The following is an 18,250-nucleotide window of genomic DNA, read 5'->3' as shown; positions in this document are numbered from 1 at the left end:
GGGAAATGACCTTGACCAACTGGAGAGTAGCACTATCTAATATTGGATAGTTCTACTCTCTAATCCGAAGGAGCACTCATGGACGCCGCTTCGACCCTCACCGCAGGCATCGTCGTGCTGACGGTGATCACCATCGAGACCGGTGGCATGTTCCTCTTGCGCGTCGTCCGCGGCAAGCAGCCGGCCAACGCGCTGCAGACCTCGTTCTTCCGCGCCGGGCACGCGCACGCGGGCGTGCTCGTCATCCTCGGTCTCGTGACCCTGCTGCTCACGAACGCGAGCGACGTCGCCGACCCCTGGAAGTGGGTCGGCCCGCTCGGAGTGCTGGCAGCGGCGATCCTGATGCCCGCCGGCTTCTTCCTGTCGGCGCTGGGCCGCGACCCGCAGCGACCCGGTCGCCTGATCACGCTCGTGTGGGCAGGCGCCGCCGTGCTCGCCCTCGGGCTGGCCACCACGGGAGTCGGGCTCGTGGTGGCCGGCGCGAGCGCGTGAGAGCGCGAGCGCGGATCAGATCACGATGTTGACGAGCTTCGGGGCGCGGATGATCACCTTGCGGATCTCCGCGCCCTCGAGGTGACGCGCCACGTTCGGCTCGGCCAGCGCCAGCGCCTCGAGCTCCTCGTCGGAGATCGACGGAGGCACCTCGATCTTGCCGCGCACCTTGCCCTTGACCTGGATGACACAGGTGACCGCGTCGTCGACCAGCAGCGCCGGATCCACCGCAGGCCACGCCTGCTGCGACACCGACGGCGCGTGGCCGAGCTCGGCCCACATCTCCTCGGCGACGTACGGCGCGACCGTGCTCAGCAGGATCGCGGTGACCTCCGCGGCCTCCCGCACGGCCGGGTCGGCCGCGCCGGCACCGGAGTCGATGGCCTTGCGGGTGGCGTTGACCAGCTCCATCACGCGCGCGACGACGACGTTGAAACGCTTCGAGTCGAACAGCTGCTCGCACTCGGCCACCGTCTTGTGCGTGACCCTCCGCAGGGCGACGTCGCCCGCGGCGGGATCAGCGCCGGCCTCGCTCGCGACCTCGTGCGCGACGCGCCACGCCCGCTGGAGGAACTTCGACGAGCCGGCGGGTGACACGTCCGCCCAGTCGATGTCGTCCTCGGGCGGGCCCGCGAAGACCAGCGTCAGGCGCACCGCGTCCACGCCGAACTCCTCGATCTGCTGACCGAGGTCGACGCCGTTGCCGAGCGACTTGCTCATCGCCTTGCCCGCGTTGATCACCTGTCCCTGGTTGATCAAGGCCTTGAACGGCTCGACGAAGTTGACCAGCCCCATGTCGTACAGCGCCTTGGTGAAGAAGCGGCTGTAGAGGAGGTGCAGGATCGCGTGCTCCACGCCACCGACGTACATGTCGGCCGGCATCCACGCGTTGACGTCCTCGGTGTCGAACGGCACGTCGGTGCGTCCCGGCGAGGTGTAGCGCAGGAAGTACCACGAGGAGTCGACGAAGGTGTCCATCGTGTCGGTGTCGCGCGTGGCCGCTCCCCCGCACTGGGGGCAGGTGGTGTTGACCCACTCGGTCGCCGCGGCCAGCGGCGAGGTGCCCTTGGGCGCGAGCTCGGCGCCGGTCAGGTACGGCAGCTCCACCGGCAGCTGGTCGTCCGGCACCGCGACCTCGCCGCAGTCCGGGCAGTGCACGATCGGGATCGGGCAGCCCCAGTAGCGCTGGCGGCTGAGCAGCCAGTCGCGCAGGCGGTAGTTGACCGTGCCCTCGCCGACACCGTCCGCGTCGAGCTTCGCGATGGTCGCCGCGATGCCCTCGGCCTTGTCGCTGATGCCCTCCAGCGCGGGCGAGTTGACGTACGCACCGTCACCGGTGGTGGCGACGCCGCTCTCCTCGGGGTTCTCCTCCCCCGGCACGTCCACGACGCGGCGCACGGGCAGGCCGTACGTCCGGGCGAAGTCGAGGTCACGCTGGTCGTGCGCCGGGACGGCCATCACGGCGCCCGTGCCGTAGTCGGCCAGCACGTAGTCAGCGGCCCACACCGGCATCGCCTCGCCAGTCAGCGGGTTGGTGGCGTGCACGCCCAGGAAGACGCCCGTCTTCGGACGCTCGGTGGACTGGCGCTCGATCTCGGTCGCCTGCTTCGTGCGCTCGAGGTACTCCTCGAACGCGGCCCGCTGGTCGTCGGAGACGATCTCGGCGGCCAGCTTCGCGTCGGGCGCCACCACCATGAACGTCGCGCCGTACAGGGTGTCGGGGCGAGTCGTGAAGACCCGGACGGGCTCCTCACGGCCCTCGACCGCGAAGTCGACCCACGCGCCCTCGGAGCGGCCGATCCAGTTGCGCTGCATCGTCAGGACGCGCTCGGGCCAGGTGCCCTCGAGGTCGTCCATGTCGTCGAGCAGGCGCTGGGCGTAGTCGGTGATCTTGAAGTACCACTGGGTCAGCTCGCGCTTGGTGACGACGGCGCCGCAGCGCTCGCAGAACCCCTGCACGACCTGCTCGTTGGCGAGCACGGTCTGGTCGTTCGGGCACCAGTTGACGTACGAGGCCTTGCGGTAGGCGAGGCCCCGCTCGAACAGGCGCAGGAATAGCCACTGCGTCCAGCGGTAGTACTCCGGGTCGGACGTGTGCAGGCGCCGCGTCCAGTCGAAGCTCACGCCGTAGCGGCGGATCGACTCGGCCTGCGTCTCGATGTTGTCGTACGTGTAGGTGGCCGGGTTCTCGTTGCGCTTGATCGCCGCGTTCTCCGCGGGCAGGCCGAAGGAGTCCCAGCCGATCGGGTTGAGGACGTCGTAGCCCTTCAGGCGCCAGTAGCGCGCGAGCACGTCGTGCAGCGCGAACACCTCGCCGTGCCCCATGTGGAGGTCGCCCGACGGGTAGGGGAACATCGTCAGCGCGTAGCGGCGCTCACGCCCGGAGTCGGTGCCGTCGGCGTCGTACGGCCGAAGCTCCTCCCACACCGCGCGCCACTTGTCCTGGGTCGCGCGGACGTCGTACGACGCCGCTTCCGCGTGCTGGGTGCTCACCTGGGTCTCCTCCGAAAATCTCTCGTACGGCCCCGTACACAGAACAGCCCCTCACGCAGAGGGGCTGCCGCGCTGACCGGGTGGTCGTCAGCGCGGCTCGACAAGGAGTTCGCCGTACATGGAGTCCATGCTAGCGCGGGTGCCGGCGGCGTCGTCCAGGCGTTACTCGGGGCCGGCCTTGCGGTCGTCCAGCGCCTCGGGCGGAACGTCCTCGACCACGAGCGGCTTGAGGACGGCCCAGGCGATGAAGACCGCCGCGACGCCGAGGAGGATCAGCCCGTTCACGAGGTTCACGTTGAAGCCGTCGGCCTTCTCGAGCTCGGCGTCGGAGGCGTTGAAGAGGCCGAGGAACGTCAGGATCACGCCGTAGATACCCAGGAGGGCACCGATGATCGTCCTGATGTCGAACGCCGACGCGACCTTGAAGCGACTCTTGCGCTCAGCCATGGCAGATCCTCTCACCAGAAGATGATGTTCAAGGCGATCACCAGGACCAGCGAGATCGAGGCGAGCACGGTCGGACGCTGGTACCACGGGAGCAGGTGGGCGAGCGGGTCGCGCAGCTGGTCCTTCGGTGTCAGCGAGTAGACGAAGCCGCGCAGCGCGGTCTCCGGCTTGGGCTGCGTCGCCAGGCTCACGACGTAGCTGACCACGATGTCGACGACGAACGCCGCGCTCGCCGCGACGAAGCTCGCCCCCTGGCCGGACAGCGGGATGACCCCGATGCTGGCCGTGCCGAAGGCGTCCTCGCTCAGGAAGGCGACGAGCACCGCCGCCGCCGTGCCGGAGACCAGGCCGACCCAGCCGGCCGTGGCCGTCATCCGCTTCCAGAACATGCCGAGGATGAACGTCGCGAAGAGCGGGGCGTTGAAGAACCCGAACAGCGTCTGGAGGTAGTCCATGAGGTTCGAGTAGCCCGACGCGATCAGGGCCGTGAAGATCGCGATGACCGTGGCGCCGACGGTCGCCCAGCGCCCGACCGTCGTGTAGTAGCCGTCCGGCCGGTCCTTGCGCACGTACTGCTGCCACAGGTCGACGCTGAAGACGGTGTTGAAGGCGGAGATGTTGGCGGCCATGCCGGCCATGAAGGACGCCAGCAGACCGGCGATGGCCAGGCCGAGCATGCCGTTGGGCAGGAGGTCACGCATCAGCAGCAGGATCGCGTCGTTGTACGCGACGCCGGACGAGTCGTCGCCGGCCTTGAGCTCGATCATCTCCGGGATGAGGACGGCACAGATCATGCCGGGCACCACGACGATGAAGGGCACGAACATCTTCGGGAAGGTGCCGATGATGGGGGCGCTGCGGGCGGCCGACATCGACTTCGACGCCATCGCGCGCTGGACCTCGACGAAGTTGGTCGTCCAGTACCCGAACGACAGCACGAAGCCGAGACCGAACACGATGCCCACGACCGACCAGAAGGGGTCCTCGATGCCGGTGAGCTCCGTACCGGGCCACGACGACAGCTGCTGCGAGCCCCCCGGGCCGTCGGCGACCTTGTCCGTCAGACCGCTGACACCGCCGACCTTGTGCAGCGCCACCAACGTCAGCGGGAGCAGGGCCGCCACGATCACGAAGAACTGGAGGACCTCGTTGTAGATCGCGGCCGAGAGCCCGCCGAGGGTCGTGTAGGTGAGCACCACGATCGCCGCGACGATCAGCGACACCCACAGGGGCCAGCCGAGGATGACGTTGACGATGCGGGCGAGCAGGTAGAGGTTGACGCCGGCGATCAACAGCTGGGCGACCGCGAAGCTCAGCGCGTTGACGAGGTGCGCACCCGTGCCGAACCGCATCCGCATGAACTCGGGGACGCTGCGCACCTTCGAGCCGTAGTAGAAGGGCATCATCACGATGCCGAGGAACAGCATCGCGGGGACGGCGCCGATCCAGAAGTAGTGCATCGTCGGCATGCCGTACTGGGCGCCGTTGGCCGACATGCCCATGATCTCGACCGCACCGAGGTTGGCGGAGATGAAGGCGAGGCCCGTCACCCAGGCGGGCAGCGACCGGCCCGAGAGGAAGAAGTCGATGCTCGAGGACACCTGGCGCTTCGCGAGGATCCCGATGCCGAGCACGAACGCGAAGTAGATCGCGATGATGAGGTAGTCCGAGAATCCGGCGTCCAACCGGAACGTCTCGTCGGCCGCCCAGACCACGTTGCCGTCCATCCGCCCTCCTGCGCCGGTCGTGTCGGGTCAGTGGCCTGGCCCCGCTCGGCACGTTACTCCCCCGTCGACAGGTCGGCAGCGCAAGACGCAGGGGCCCGTACCCGTGTCGCGCACGCCCTGTGCGCCGCTTCGGCCGTACGGAACACTTGGCCCATGACGCTGACTCGACGCGAGGTCCTCGTCGCGCTCGCCGCCGCCGGAGCGGGGTTGGCCACCGGCTGCAGCGGCGACGACGCCACCGACCCGGCACCGACGACCGAGCCGACGACCCCGCCGACCAGCCCGCCGACCAGCGCGACGGCGACGCGCCCGACGCCCGCCGACCCGACGCGGCTGCGCATCGACCGCGCCGTCGCCGAGGGCCTCACGGTCCCGTGGGGCCTGGCGTTCCTGCGCGGCGGGAGCGCGCTGGTCACCGAGCGCGACACCGCGCGCGTCGTCCGTGTCGCCGACGGCCGTACGACCACGGTCGGCGAGGTGCCCGGCGTCGACACCGACAGCGGCGAGGGCGGCCTGATGGGGATCGTCGTCCTGCCCGGCGAGGACGCAGTGATCGCGATGCTCACCTCGTCGGACGACAACCGGATCGTGCGCATGTCGTACGACGGCCGGCGCCTCGGGCGCCCGACGGTGCTCGTCGACGGCATCCCCCGCGCCTTCAACCACAACGGAGGTCGGCTCGCCCTCGGCCCCGACGGCCTGCTCTACGCCAGCACCGGCGACGCCGGCGAGCGGGACCGCGCCCAGGACGTCGACTCCCTCGCCGGGAAGATCCTGAGGATGACGCTCGAGGGCAAGGCCGCCGACGGCAACCCCTTCAAGAACCGTGTGTGGTCGTACGGTCACCGCAACGTGGAGGGTCTGGCGTTCGACGCGGACGGCCGGCTGTGGGCGACGGAGTTCGGCGACCAGCGGACCGACGAGCTCAACCTGATCGAGCGCGGCGCGAACTACGGCTGGCCGCAGACCGAGGGTCCGACCGACGCCGACGGCGTCACCGGCCCGAAGGCCTCATGGAGCACCGACGAGGCCTCCCCCGCCGGCGTCGGCATCGCGTACGGGACCGCCTTCGTCGCTGCCCTGCGTGGCCAGTGCGTCTGGGCGGTGCCGCTGTCGGGCAGCGACGCCGGTCGCCCGCGTCGGCGCCTGGCCGGTGAGGATCTCGGTCGCCTGCGCAGTGCGGTCGCGGCTCCCGACGGGTCGCTCTGGATCACGACGAGCAACACCGACGGGCGAGGCGAGCCCCGCGACGGTGACGACCAGATCCTGCGTGTCTCGCTCGGCTGACCTCGCCCCCGCCGAACGGTTAGGGTCGACGGCATGACCTGGCTCGTGACCGGCGGCGCCGGCTACATCGGCTCGCACGTCGTCCGCGCCTTCCTCGACGCCGGCATCGAGGTCGTCGTCCTCGACTCGCTGGAGTCGGGGTTCCGGGAGTTCGTCCCCGGCGGCGTGCCGTTCGTCGAGGCCAACGTGACCGACACCGACGCCGTCCGTACGACCCTGCGCACATACGACGTGAGCGGGGTCGTCCACGTCGCGGGCTACAAGTACGCCGGGGTCTCCGTGCAGCGGCCCCTCCACACGTACGAGCAGAACGTCACCGGCACCGTCCACCTGCTCGAGGCGATGGCCGACGTCGGGGTCGAGGCGGTCGTGTTCTCGTCGTCGGCCGCCGTGTACGGCACCCCGCGCACGGAGCTCGTCACGGAGGAGACGCCGACCTCACCGGAGTCCCCGTACGGGGAGAGCAAGCTGGTCGACGAGTGGGTGCTGCGGGCCCAGGCGGTCGCCACCGGCCTGCGGCAGACCTCGCTGCGCTACTTCAACGTCGTCGGCTCCGGATACGACGACCTCTACGACGCGAGCCCGCACAACCTCTTCCCGAAGGTGTTCAAGACGCTCACCGACGGCGGCGTCCCGCAGATCAACGGGGCCGACTACCCCACCCCCGACGGCACGTGCGTGCGCGACTACGTCCACGTCACCGACCTGGCGCACAGCCACGTCGTCGCGGCGCAGGCGCTCGCGCGCGAGGCCGCGCTCGAACCCGTCTACAACCTGGGCAGCGGTGATGGCGTGTCCGTACGCCAGATCATGGACACCATCGCCGCCGTGACCGGGATCGACTTCACCCCCGTCGTCGGCCCCCGTCGCCCCGGCGACCCGGCGCGGATCGTGGCGTCGGGTGACCTGGCGGCGCGTGACCTCGAGTGGGCCATGCGTCACGACCTCACCGACATGGTGCGCTCGGCGTGGGGTGCGTGGATGCACGTCGTGGGGCGCGAGCGCCTCCCGGAGTGAGACCGGAGCTCAGACGAGCCCGGAGAACCGCTCGACCTTCTTGGTCGCCCCCGAGACGATCAGCTCGTCGAACTCGCCGACCAGCGTCTCCGGGCGCGCGTACGTGAAGTCGGCGCCGGGGCGCTTCACCCCCACGACGGTGATGCCGTACTGGCTGCGCAGCGCGGACTCGGCGAGGGTGCGTCCGACCGCCGCCGAGGGTGCCGCCGTGCGGGCGATCGCGAACCCGTCGTCGAACTCGATGAAGTCGATCATCGTGCCGGTGACGGTGTGCGCGACGCGCTCGCCCATCGCCGACTCGGGGTACACGACGTGGCGCGCCCCGACCCGCTCGAGGATCTTGCCGTGCTTCTTGTTGATGGCCTTCGCCCACACCTCGCGGACGCCGAGCTCGTTCAGCGTGAGGACGGTGAGCACGCTCGCCTCGATGTCGGTGCCGATCCCCACCACCGCACGGTCGAACTGGTCGGCCCCGATCTGCCGCAACGCCTCCTCGTCGGTCGAGTCGGCCTGCACCACGTGTGTGAACTCGGCGGCCCACTTCTGCACGAGCTCCATGCTCTCGTCGATCGCGAGGACCTCGTGCCCGAGCCGGGTCAGCGACGCCGCGACCGCCGTGCCGAACCGGCCGAGGCCGATCACCAGGACCGGTGCGTCCGCCGGGACGTCCTGCTTCACCACTGCTCGTCTCCTTCGTAGGTCAACCGTGCGCGACATCGGGTCAGCGACCCTGAGCGCTCACCCGATGATCGGTCGTTCCTCGGGCAGGTGGAAGCGACGCGGCCGGGCGCGCAGCGCGAGAGCGGACGCCGTCGCGACCGTACCGACACGTCCGATCAGCATCAAGACCATCAGCACCACCTGCGCGCCGCCGGGCAGCGAGCCGGTGATCCCCATCGACAGACCGGTGGTACCGAAGGCCGACGTCGCCTCGAAGAGCGCCTCCTCGAGGCTCACCTCGGCCAGCGCCAGGAGGGCGAGCGTGCCGACGACGACGAGCATCACCGCGATCAGCGCCACCGTCAGCGCCTGGCGCAACGTGCTCGCGCCGATCCGCCTCGCGCCGATCGTGACGTCGGGGTCACCGCGGACCTCAGCCAGGATCACGTACCCGAGGAGGAAGAAGGTGGTGATCTTGATGCCGCCGGCGGTGCTCGCGGAGCCGCCGCCGATGAACATCATGATCGTGGAGATCAGCGTCGTCTCGGACGTGGCGTCGGCGTAGTCGATCGAGTTGAAGCCTCCCGAGCGCGGCATCACGCCACCCTCGACGGACGTCACCAGCTTTTCGCCGAGCGACATCGGCCCCAGCGTCGCCGGGTTCGTCCACTCGATCAGGCCGAAGAGGAGCGTGCCCGCACCGAGCAGGATGAACGACCCCCACACTGTGAGGCGGGTGTGGATCGACCAACGCTCGGGCCGGCGCCAGCGCTTCGAGAGCTCGGCGAGCACCGGGAACCCCATCGCCCCGACGAAGACCGCGAACGAGATCGGCAGGATCAGGGCAGCGTCGCCCGCGTACCCGACCAGGCTGTCGGGCGCGAGCGCGAACCCGGCGTTGTTGAACGCCATCACCGAGTAGAAGAGGCCGTGCCAGGCCGCCTCGCCCCACCCCTCGCCGTGCCGCGACTCGAAGCCGACCGTCAGCACGACAGCGACAGCCGCCTCGAAGGCGAGCATCGTGAACAGGATCCGCCGGACGAGCGGGATGACCTCCCCCAGGTTCACGAGGTGGAGGTCGGCCTGCGCGGCCAGGCGTGAGCGCAGCCCGATGCGACCGCCGACGACCACACCGAGGATCGTTGCCAGCGTGACGAAGCCGAAGCCGCCGATCTGGACGAGCACGAGGACGACGACCTGACCGAGCGGCGTCCAGTACGACGACACGTCTACGGTGCTCAGACCGGTCACCGTGACGGCAGAGACCGACGTGAACGACGCCTCGAGCAGCCCGCTGCCGCGGTGACCCTCGGACCGCATCCCCGGCAGCAGCAGGATCAGGGTGCCGACGATGCTGCCGACGACGAACGTCACCGGCAGGATGCGGACGGGGTGCGCCAGCGCCGTCAGCACGTTCGACCAGCGCGACCGCCGTGAGGAGAAGGCCACCTGCCAGACGCTACCGGCTGGGAGGTCTGTCCGGGTTCGGCACCATCGTGCTCCCCCGCACGACGAGGTCCACCTCCAGCTGCGACTGCACCGGCTCCCGGTCGCCGGGCTCGGCGTCGACCAGCTCCAGGAGCAGCGTCGCCGCCTGCGTCGCCTGCGCGCGTACGTGCTGGTCGACGGTGGTCAACCCGAAGACGGGACCGAGGTCGTGCCCGTCGATGCCCACGACCGAGACGTCCCGGGGCACGTCGAGACCGAGGTCGCGCGCAGCCATGATCGCACCGATCGCCATCTCGTCGGACGCCGCGAAGATCGCCGTGGGGCGCAGGCGCGGGTCGGAGAGCAGCCGCTTGGCCGAGGCGTACCCCTCGGCCATCGTGAAGTCGCCGAGGACGAGCAGCTCCGGAGCGAGGGCGATCCCGGCCTCGGCGAGCGCGTGCGCGTAGCCGCCCTGGCGGGTGTTCGCGAGGTCGAAGTCGCCCGAGCCCTCCCACCCCAGGTGGGCGATCCGCTCGTGCCCGAGGGCGATGAGGTGCTCGGTCGCCAGCCGGGCCGTCGCGAAGTCGTCGATGCTCACCGTCGAGACCCCCGGCAGGACGCCGCCGATGCCGACCAGAGGGGTCCCCACGCGAAGCAGGTCGGCACGCTCAGAGTCGTCGAGCTCGAGCGACACGGCCAGCAGACCGTCGACCCGCTTGCGGAGGAGGAAGTCGCTGAACACGAGGTCGCGCTCACGCCTGCCGCCGCCAAGGTAGTAGAGCGTGAGGTCGTACCCCTCGGCGGCCAGCACGGTCGACGCGGTCTCGATGATCGTGCTGAAGAACCAGCGGTTGACCCACGGGACGACGAGACCGATGTTCTTGCTGCGACCAGAGGCCAGGCCGGCGGCGTTGTACGACGCGACGTAACCGAGCTCGCGCGCCGCCTGCTCACTGAGGGTGCGCGCCGTCGTCGACACGTGGCCGCGCCCGCTCAGCGCACGGGAGACGGTGGCGACGGACAGACCCGCACGCTCGGCGACCTCCTTGATCGTCACCGCCTTGACGGACACCTCGTCACGCCCCCTCGGAGCCGTCGGCGCGCCGGGCACGCACCCAGACCGTGGCGTCGGCCGTCAGGCGGCCGTCCACCACCGCGTCGGGCGCGCTGGCGAGCAGCACCTCCTGGCCGTCGAGCGGGACCGGGGCTCCTGCGAAGCAGGTCAGCACGAGCACCTCCCCGTTGACGAGTCCGAGCACCGCGTCGTCGGTGCGGACCCACGCTAGCGAACCCGCGCCCAGGCCGAGCGACTTTCTCAGCTGCAGCGCGGCGGTGTAGAGGGACAACGTCGAGGCCGGGTCCTGGCGCTGCACGTCACGGGCGTACGAGGCCCACTGCGGCGGCTGCGGGAGCCAGCTCTGCCCGGTCGCGTTGAACCCGTACGCCGGCGCGTCGGCCTCCCACGGGAGCGGGACGCGGCAACCGTCACGACCGACGACCGCGCCCCCACTGCGCAGGAAGTAGGGGTCGCGACGCTGGTCGGCCGGGATGTCGAGCACCTCCGGCAGACCGAGCTCCTCACCCTGGTAGACGTACGCCGCCCCGGGCAGCGCGAGCATCAGCAGCGCCGCGGCCCGAGCACGGCGTTCCCCGAGCGCGGGGTCGAGTCCTGTCCCCTCGGCGATGCCGTGCCCCATCTCGACGGGACGGTCCAGCAGCGCGAAGCGGGTCGCGGGGCGGACCACGTCGTGGTTGGAGAGGACCCACGTGCTGGCCGCGCCGACACCTCCGAAGGCGGCGAGGGACTCGTCGATCACCGCGCGGAGCGCCGAGGCGTCCCACGGCGCGTGGAGGTAGGGGAAGTTGAACGCCTGGTGCATCTCGCGCGGCCGGACCCACTTCGCGGCACGGCTCAGCGGCGCGACGTTCGCCTCGGCGCACAGGATCCGGTCCGGACCCCACGACTCGAGCCGCTCCCGCCAGCGCTCGAAGATCCGGTGGACGCCCGGCTGGTCGAACATCGGCGCGTCCTCCCCAGGGAAGCCCGGGATGCTCGCCCCGTCGGCCCGCCCTCCCCAGTCCGGCAGGCCGGGAGCTTTGACGAGGGCGTGCGCGACGTCCACGCGGAAGCCGTCGACCCCGCGGCCGAGCCAGAAGTCGAGCACGTCGTCGAAGAGCGCCAGCACCTCCTCGTTGTCCCAGTCGAAGTCGGGCTGGGTCGGGTCGAAGAGGTGGAGGTACCACTGGCCGGGGCGTCCGTCGGACTCGGTGACCCGCGTCCAGGCCGGGCCGCCGAAGTGCGACTGCCAGTTGTTCGGTGGGAGCTCACCCGTCTCGCCCCTGCCGTCGCGGAAGACGAAGCGGGCACGCTCGGCGCTGCCCGGGCCCGCCGCAAGGGCGGCGGCGAACAACGGGTGCTCGCTCGAGGCGTGGTTCGGGACGAGGTCCACGATCACCCGGAGGCCGAGCCCGTGCGCCCGGGCGACGAGGCCGTCGAAGTCGTCGAGCGTCCCGAACATCGGGTCGACGTCGCAGTAGTCGCTGACGTCGTAGCCGCCGTCGCGCTGCGGCGAGGGGTAGAACGGCGAGAGCCAGACGGCGTCCACCCCCAGCTCGGCGAGCGCGGGCAGGCGCCCGGTGATGCCCCGCAGGTCGCCCGTCCCGTCACCGTCGGCGTCGGCGAACGCGCGCGGGTAGACCTGGTAGACGACCGCGTCGCGCCACCAGCGGGCCTGGTCGGTCGGGCGCTCGTCGGGCGCGGTCCCCTCGGTCCGAGGGGCGACCTCGATCGTCATGGCTCTCTCCTCCGTGGCTGAGTCCCTCAAAGTGGAAGCGATTACAGCACACGTCATCGGCACCGCTCCACTCGATATTGGCCACACAACCCCGGAATCCCGCGATCTCGGCGGCCGGAAGACGCGCCCGTTACGGAAACGTTGCGAGCCGGTTTCGCTGCGGCTCTTGCCGTAGGTCAGACTCGTCGCTTAGAAATGGAAGCGATTCCAGACCTTGAAGGGAGCATCATGCTGGTGAACTCGAGGGGCGCATTGACCGCGGGCGTGCTCGCCGCGGCCTCCGCCCTCCTGCTGAGCGCGTGCGGCGGCTCGGCAGAGGACGACGACACGTCCAAGGGCGACAAGGGCGCCTCCACGACCCTCTCCATGTGGGTCGACGCTGAGCGCGCCCCCGCACTCGAGGACGCCGTCGCGTCCTTCAAGAAGGACAAGGGTGTCGAGGTCAAGCTCGTCATCAAGGACTTCCAGGCCGCGCGCGACGACTTCATCACGCAGGTCTCCGCCGGCGAAGGCCCCGACCTGATCGTCGGGCCGCACGACTGGGTCGGCAAGTTCGTCCAGAACGGCGTCGTCGCTCCGCTCGAGCTCGGCGACAAGGCCTCGCAGTTCGAGGACGCGGCCGTCCAGGCCATGACGTTCGAGGGCAAGACGTACGGCCTGCCGTACGCCATCGAGAACGTCGCGCTGGTGCGCAACACCGCGCTGCTCCCCGAGCCGTCGGCGACGATGGACGAGGTCGTGGCTGCCGGCAAGAAGGTCGTGGACGCCGGAAAGGCGAAGTTCCCGTTCCTCGTCGGGCTGGACCCCAAGCAGGGCGACCCGTACCACCTCTACGGCATCCAGACGTCGTACGGCGTCCCGGTGTTCGAGCGCAACGCCGAGGGCGACTACGACCCGAGCAAGCTCGGTCTGGGCAACCCCGGCGGCGTGGAGTTCGCCAAGGACCTCGCCGCATGGGCGAAGGCCGGTGCGCTCAACCCCAACATCACCGGCGACATCGCCAAGGACTCCTTCAACAAGGGCGAGTCCCCCTACTTCCTGACCGGCCCGTGGAACATCCCGGACATGGAGAAGGCCGGTCTCAAGATCGCGATCGACCCGATCCCGACCGGCGGTGACCAGCCGGCGAGCCCGTTCATCGGCGTCAACGGCTTCTTCATCAGCGCCAAGGCGAAGAACGCGCTCGCGGCGAGCGAGTTCGTGCTCAACTACCTCAGCACCGAGGACGCGCAGGACGCGCTCTTCGCCCAGGGCGGTCGTCCGCCGGCCCTGAAGGCGTCGTTCGAGAAGGCCGCCTCCGACCCGGTCGTCGCCGCGTTCGGCGAGATCGGCAAGACCGGCTCCCCCATGCCCGCGATCCCGCAGATGGACGCGGTCTGGGCCGACTGGGGCGCGACCGAGCTCGACATCATCAAGGGCAAGGCCGATCCGGCGCAGGCCTGGCCGAAGATGGTCACCAGCGTCCAGGCGAAGGTCGCCGGCTGACGCGAGAACCCGTCCCGGCCGGGGAGCCTCACCCGCTCCCCGGCCGGCACTCCGTCACCGCCCTGCTGCCGAATCCGACCCTCTCGAGGAGGGCACCCCATGACGTTGACCGACGACACCCGGACCGAGGACGGCCCCGACGCGGCACCACGCCGCCGCGGGCTGCGCGCGCGTCTGACCCGCCCTGGTGAGACCGACAGCCTGGCTGGGATCCTCGTCAAGATCGTGGTCCTCGCGGTCGTCGACGCCTTCGCGCTCTACGCCGTCTTCCTGCTCGCCGCCCAGGAGGAGTGGCTCGTCCTGGCGCTCGGCGTGGTCCTCACCGTCGCCGTGAACGTGATCTACCTGCGTCGCGACGGGTTGCCGGCGAAGTACCTGGCGCCCGGCGTCCTCCTCCTCCTGGTCTTCCAGGTGTTCGTGATGGTCTACACCGGTTTCATCGCGTTCACCAACGCCGGCGACGGCCACCTCGGGAACAAGGACGACGCGATCACCGCGATCTCCACCAAGGGCCAGGAGCGCGTCCCCGACTCGCCGCAGTACCAGCTCTCCGTGCTCGAGCGGCGCGGCGAGCTCGCCTTCCTCCTCACCGCTCCCGACGGCGACGTCACGGTCGGGACCTCCGACCAGCCGCAGGAGCCGGCCGACGACGCCCAGACCGACGGGTCCGGCAAGGCCGTCGGCCTCGACGGCTACACCCCTCTGTCGTTCGAGGAGCTGCTCCAGCGCCAGGACGAGATCCTCGCCGTCGCCGTCCCGGTCTCCGACGACCCGGCCGACGGCAGCCTGCGCACCGCCGACGGCAGCAGCGCCTACGAGTACCGCTCGAACCTCGCGTACGACGCCGAGACCGACACCGTGACCGACAGCACGACCGGCACGGTCTACCGCGACGAGGGCAACGGTGAGTTCGTCTCCCCCGACGGCGACGCGCTCGTACCCGGCTGGCAGATCAACGTCGGGATCGACAACTTCCGCCGCGCGGTGGAGACGCCGCAGCTGCGCGACTCTCTCGTGTCCGTGATCGCGTGGACGTTCGCCTTCTCGACGCTCTCGGTGCTGCTCTGCTTCGGTCTCGGCCTCTTCCTGGCCACCGTCTTCAACGTGCCCCGCATGCGCGGCAAGAAGCTCTACCGCGTCATCCTGATCCTCCCGTACGCGTTCCCGGCGTTCCTCTCCGGACTCGTCTGGTCGGGCATGCTCAACGCGGAGTTCGGCTTCATCAACCAGGTGTTCTTCGGCGGTGCCCAGATCGAGTGGCTCACCGACCCCTGGCTGGCGCGCTTCAGCGTCCTTTTCGTGAACCTCTGGCTCGGGTTCCCGTACATGTTCCTCGTCTGCACCGGCGCGCTCCAGTCGATCCCCGACGAGATGAGCGAGGCCGCCCGCATGGACGGCGCGTCACCGTGGAAGGCGTTCCGCGCGGTCAAGCTGCCCCTGCTGCTGGTCTCGGTGGCGCCGCTGCTGATCACGACGTTCGCCTACAACTTCAACAACTTCAACGTGATCTACATGCTCACCCGTGGCGGCCCGCGCTTCGACGACACCGCCAACGACGTCGGAGCGACCGACCTGCTGATCACGATGGTCTACAAGGTGGCGTTCGGAACCGGGACCGGACGCGACTACGGGCTCGCGAGCGCGTTGGCGATCATCATCTTCGTCGTGATCGGCGTCATCTCGGCGGTGCTGTTCCGGCGCACGAAGGCACTGGAGGACATCCACTGATGAGCACCGCTCCCGCTCCCCGCCGTCGCAGCTTCCGTCGCTGGTTCACCACGCTCGGATGGCGCCACCTCGTCGGTCTGGTCGTCACCGTGTACGCCGCCTTCCCGCTGCTGTACGTGCTCTCGGCGTCGCTCGATCCCTCCGGCACGCTGGCCGGCAGCAGCCGCCTGTTCGGCACCTTCGACCTGACGAACTACCGCGAGCTGTTCGACGACCCGTCCCGGCCGTACGGCAAGTGGTTCCTCAACACGCTGGTCGTCGGTGGCGTCACGGCCGTCGGCACGGTGTTCCTCGGAGCGCTCGCCGCCTACGCGTTCTCCCGGATGCGCTTCACCGGCCGCCGCTTCGGTCTGCTCTCGCTGATGCTGATCCAGATGTTCCCGCAGATGCTGGCCGTCGTCGCGATCTTCATCCTCATGTCGACGATCGGGGACGTCTTCCCCGCGCTCGGCATCGGCACGCACGCCGGCCTGATCATGGTCTACCTCGGCGGCGCGCTCGGGGTGAACACGTACCTCATGTACGGGTTCTTCAACACCGTGCCGGTCTCGATCGACGAGGCGGCGCGCCTGGACGGGGCGAGCCATGTCCAGATCTTCTTCGGGATCATCCTGCGGCTCGTCACGCCGATCCTCGCGGTCGTGGGACTGCTCGCCTTCATCACCGCCACGAGCGAGTTCATGATCGCGAGCGTGTTCCTCACCGACCCGGACCAGCAGACGCTGGCGGTCGGTCTCTTCGGCTACGTCTCGGAGCAGACCTCGACGAACTGGACGATCTTCGCCGCCGGCGCCGTCCTCGCCGCGCTCCCTGTGATGGTCGTCTTCCTCGCGCTGCAGCGCTACATCGTCAACGGACTCGTCTCCGGCTCGGTGAAGTAGCCGCCCGCTCGGGGGCGGGGGTGCGGGGTGCCAGGACGAGGTGGGCCACCACCCCGGCGACGAGCGCCCAGAAGGCGGCGCCGATCCCCAGCACCGTGACCCCGCTGGCGGCGACGACGAACGTGACCACCGCGGGCTCGCGGCCGCCGGGTGCGGTGAGCGCCGCGTGCAGCGACGCGCCCAGCGTGCCGACGAGCGCGAGGCCGGCGACCGCCTCGACGACGCCGGACGGCGCCGCGGCCACGACGGTCGCGAGTGCGGTCGAGAGCAGGGCGATGACGAGGTACGCCCAGCCGGCGGTGTGCGCGGCGAGCCACCTCCGGCGCGGGTCCGGGCCTGCCTCCGGCCCGGCGGCGAGCGCCGCGGTGATCGCCGCCAGGTTGACCGCGTGGCCACCGGCCGCGGCACCTGCGAGCGTGCCGACCCCGGTCGTCGCCATCGTCGCGCGCCACGGGACGGCGTACCCGTACGACGCCATCACGGCCACGCCCGGGACGTTCTGCGCGGCCATCGTCACCACGTACAAGGGCAGCGCGATCCCCACGACGGCCTGCCACTCCAGCGCCGGCGTCGTCCAGGCCAGGTGCGGCAGGAGCGGCCCGTCGAGGGCGTCGCCGTACCGGGCGAGCCAGGTGCCGACCACCGCCATCGTGACGACGAACGCCGCCGGGACCGCCCAGCGCGGCGCGACGCGCAGCAGCACGAGCCAGGTGAGCACGACCGGCGCGACCATCCACGGGCTCGTGACCAGCCCGTGGACCGGTGCGAGGCAGAGCGGCAGCAGCACCCCGGCGAGCATCGCGTGCGCGACCGGGGCCGGGATGCGGGCGACCAGACGGCCGAGCACCGGCCAGGCCGCGGTCGCCACGATCAGCAGCCCGGTCACGGCGAACGCGCCGACGGCGGCCGGCCAGCCTCCGTCGGTCGTGGCGGCACCGGCGAGCATCGCCGCTCCCGGCGTCGACCACGCCAGCGTGAGCGGCATCCGGTAGCGCCACGAGAGCACGATCATGCCGACCGCCTGCGCGACGCACAGGACGAGGAGCCCGGACGCGGCCTCGGGCCCCGAGGCACCGACCGCGCGCAGGCCGGCGAGCACGACGGCGAACGAGCTGGTGAACCCGACCAGCGCCGCGACCACTCCCGCGAGGACCGCGCGGCGGCTCGCCTCGGACGTCCCCATGGGTCTCCCTCGATCTCGGCACAACCGTTCTGTATACGGAACGATAGACGCTAGGGTGGCGGCCATGTCCAGTCCCGACGCCTCTGCCCGGATCGGTGGACGGGTCCGCGACCTGCGGGTGGCGCGCGGGCTCAGCCAGTCGGCGCTCGCGCGTGCGGCAGGGGTCGGCAAGGGCTCCCTGTCCGAGCTGGAGTCGGGCCAGCGCAACCCGACGCTCGCCACCCTGTACGCCCTCGCCGGTCCGCTCCACGTCCCGCTGGCCGCGCTGCTCGACGACGCCGTCGGCGCCGAGGTCTCCGGAGGGGGCCTCACGGCCCACCTGGTCGACGTCCGCACGAGCGAGGGCACGACGGTCGAGACGTACGCGATGCGCTTCGCGCCCGGCAGCATCCGGCGCTCTCCGGCGCACGGGGACGGCGTCGTCGAGCACCTCGTCGTGACCCGCGGGAGGCTGCGCTTCGGCACACCCGGCGAGCTCCGGACGGCGGCCGGGGGCGAGCACGGCCGCTTCGGCGCCGATCGCCCCCACACGTACGAGGTCCTCGGCGACGAGCCCGCCGAGGCCGTCCTCGTGATCCTCACCCCGCACGAGAACTCCGTCGCCGCAGAGGGCGGGGCTCCCTAGAC

15 protein-coding genes are annotated in these 18,250 nt (G+C 70.5%); 7 read left to right on the top strand and 8 right to left on the bottom strand.

The annotated features are described in order from the left end of the window. The first annotated feature begins 78 nt into the window (after positions 1–78). Entirely contained in the window at positions 79–492 is a 414-nt protein-coding gene (locus tag NYZ95_RS12725) for a hypothetical protein (RefSeq protein WP_262851690.1), read from the top strand. 15 nt (positions 493–507) lie between these two features. Here the strand turns inward: NYZ95_RS12725 and leuS are convergent, their stop codons facing one another. The 3 genes from leuS to NYZ95_RS12710 form a co-directional block, all read right to left on the bottom strand. Further along, on the bottom strand, positions 508–2,985 hold the full coding sequence (gene leuS / locus NYZ95_RS12720) for a leucine--tRNA ligase (protein WP_262851689.1): 2,478 nt from the start codon (positions 2,983–2,985) through the stop codon (positions 508–510). A gap of 162 nt (positions 2,986–3,147) precedes the next feature. Then, positions 3,148–3,432 carry a hypothetical protein gene (locus tag NYZ95_RS12715; RefSeq protein ID WP_262851688.1) on the bottom strand — a complete coding sequence of 95 codons (285 nt, stop codon included), beginning with the start codon at positions 3,430–3,432 and terminating at the stop codon, positions 3,148–3,150. Positions 3,433–3,443: 11 nt separating this feature from the next. Next, the gene (locus tag NYZ95_RS12710; protein WP_262851687.1) at positions 3,444–5,159 is read right to left on the bottom strand and encodes a sodium:solute symporter family protein; all 1,716 of its coding nucleotides are present in this window, start codon (positions 5,157–5,159) and stop codon (positions 3,444–3,446) included. A gap of 153 nt (positions 5,160–5,312) precedes the next feature. Between NYZ95_RS12710 and NYZ95_RS12705 the strand changes: the two genes are divergently transcribed. Both NYZ95_RS12705 and galE read left to right on the top strand, forming a co-directional pair. Next, positions 5,313–6,446 carry a PQQ-dependent sugar dehydrogenase gene (locus NYZ95_RS12705; RefSeq protein WP_262851686.1) on the top strand — a complete coding sequence of 378 codons (1,134 nt, stop codon included), beginning with the start codon at positions 5,313–5,315 and terminating at the stop codon, positions 6,444–6,446. Between the two features lie 33 nt (positions 6,447–6,479). Then, positions 6,480–7,463 carry a UDP-glucose 4-epimerase GalE gene (galE, locus tag NYZ95_RS12700; RefSeq protein ID WP_262851685.1) on the top strand — a complete coding sequence of 328 codons (984 nt, stop codon included), beginning with the start codon at positions 6,480–6,482 and terminating at the stop codon, positions 7,461–7,463. Between the two features lie 9 nt (positions 7,464–7,472). Here galE and NYZ95_RS12695 read toward each other — a convergent pair whose 3' ends face one another. From NYZ95_RS12695 to NYZ95_RS12680, 4 genes are read right to left on the bottom strand one after another with little or no spacing between them, the layout of a single operon-like run. Continuing rightward, the gene (locus NYZ95_RS12695) at positions 7,473–8,141 is read right to left on the bottom strand and encodes a potassium channel family protein (RefSeq protein WP_262851684.1); all 669 of its coding nucleotides are present in this window, start codon (positions 8,139–8,141) and stop codon (positions 7,473–7,475) included. Positions 8,142–8,201: 60 nt separating this feature from the next. Continuing rightward, positions 8,202–9,572 carry a TrkH family potassium uptake protein gene (locus tag NYZ95_RS12690; RefSeq protein WP_262851683.1) on the bottom strand — a complete coding sequence of 457 codons (1,371 nt, stop codon included), beginning with the start codon at positions 9,570–9,572 and terminating at the stop codon, positions 8,202–8,204. Between the two features lie 10 nt (positions 9,573–9,582). Continuing rightward, complete coding sequence (locus tag NYZ95_RS12685; protein ID WP_262851682.1) at positions 9,583–10,623, bottom strand: LacI family DNA-binding transcriptional regulator; 1,041 nt, start codon at positions 10,621–10,623, stop codon at positions 9,583–9,585. A 4-nt stretch (positions 10,624–10,627) separates the two neighbouring features. Beyond that, positions 10,628–12,346, bottom strand: a complete 1,719-nt coding sequence (locus NYZ95_RS12680; protein WP_262851681.1) for a glycoside hydrolase family 13 protein — start codon at positions 12,344–12,346, stop codon at positions 10,628–10,630. Positions 12,347–12,574: 228 nt separating this feature from the next. On the opposite strand from NYZ95_RS12680, the gene NYZ95_RS12675 reads away from it, so the two are divergent. The 3 genes from NYZ95_RS12675 to NYZ95_RS12665 all read left to right on the top strand — a co-directional run bounded on the left by NYZ95_RS12675 (position 12,575) and on the right by NYZ95_RS12665 (position 16,440). Further along, positions 12,575–13,831, top strand: coding sequence for a sugar ABC transporter substrate-binding protein (locus NYZ95_RS12675; protein WP_262851680.1), 1,257 nt, complete (start codon positions 12,575–12,577; stop codon positions 13,829–13,831). A gap of 99 nt (positions 13,832–13,930) precedes the next feature. Further along, a complete protein-coding gene (locus NYZ95_RS12670; protein WP_262851679.1) occupies positions 13,931–15,559 on the top strand; it encodes an ABC transporter permease subunit in 1,629 nt (542 codons plus the stop codon). Continuing rightward, positions 15,559–16,440 (top strand): sugar ABC transporter permease, encoded by an 882-nt coding sequence (locus tag NYZ95_RS12665; RefSeq protein WP_308212241.1) that lies wholly within the window; start codon positions 15,559–15,561, stop codon positions 16,438–16,440. Before NYZ95_RS12670 ends, NYZ95_RS12665 begins: the two co-directional genes overlap by 1 nt. Here the strand turns inward: NYZ95_RS12665 and NYZ95_RS12660 are convergent. Further along, a complete protein-coding gene (locus tag NYZ95_RS12660; protein ID WP_262851678.1) occupies positions 16,409–17,623 on the bottom strand; it encodes a benzoate/H(+) symporter BenE family transporter in 1,215 nt (404 codons plus the stop codon). The two genes, NYZ95_RS12665 and NYZ95_RS12660, sit on opposite strands and share 32 nt — an antisense overlap. A 64-nt stretch (positions 17,624–17,687) precedes the next feature. Between NYZ95_RS12660 and NYZ95_RS12655 the strand changes: the two genes are divergently transcribed. Further along, entirely contained in the window at positions 17,688–18,248 is a 561-nt protein-coding gene (locus tag NYZ95_RS12655; protein ID WP_262851677.1) for a helix-turn-helix domain-containing protein, read from the top strand. Positions 18,249–18,250: the final 2 nt, after the last annotated feature.

Source organism: Mumia quercus, assembly GCF_025506335.1.
GTDB lineage: Bacteria > Actinomycetota > Actinomycetes > Propionibacteriales > Nocardioidaceae > Mumia > Mumia quercus.
This window is presented reverse-complemented; position numbering and strand designations above follow the sequence as displayed.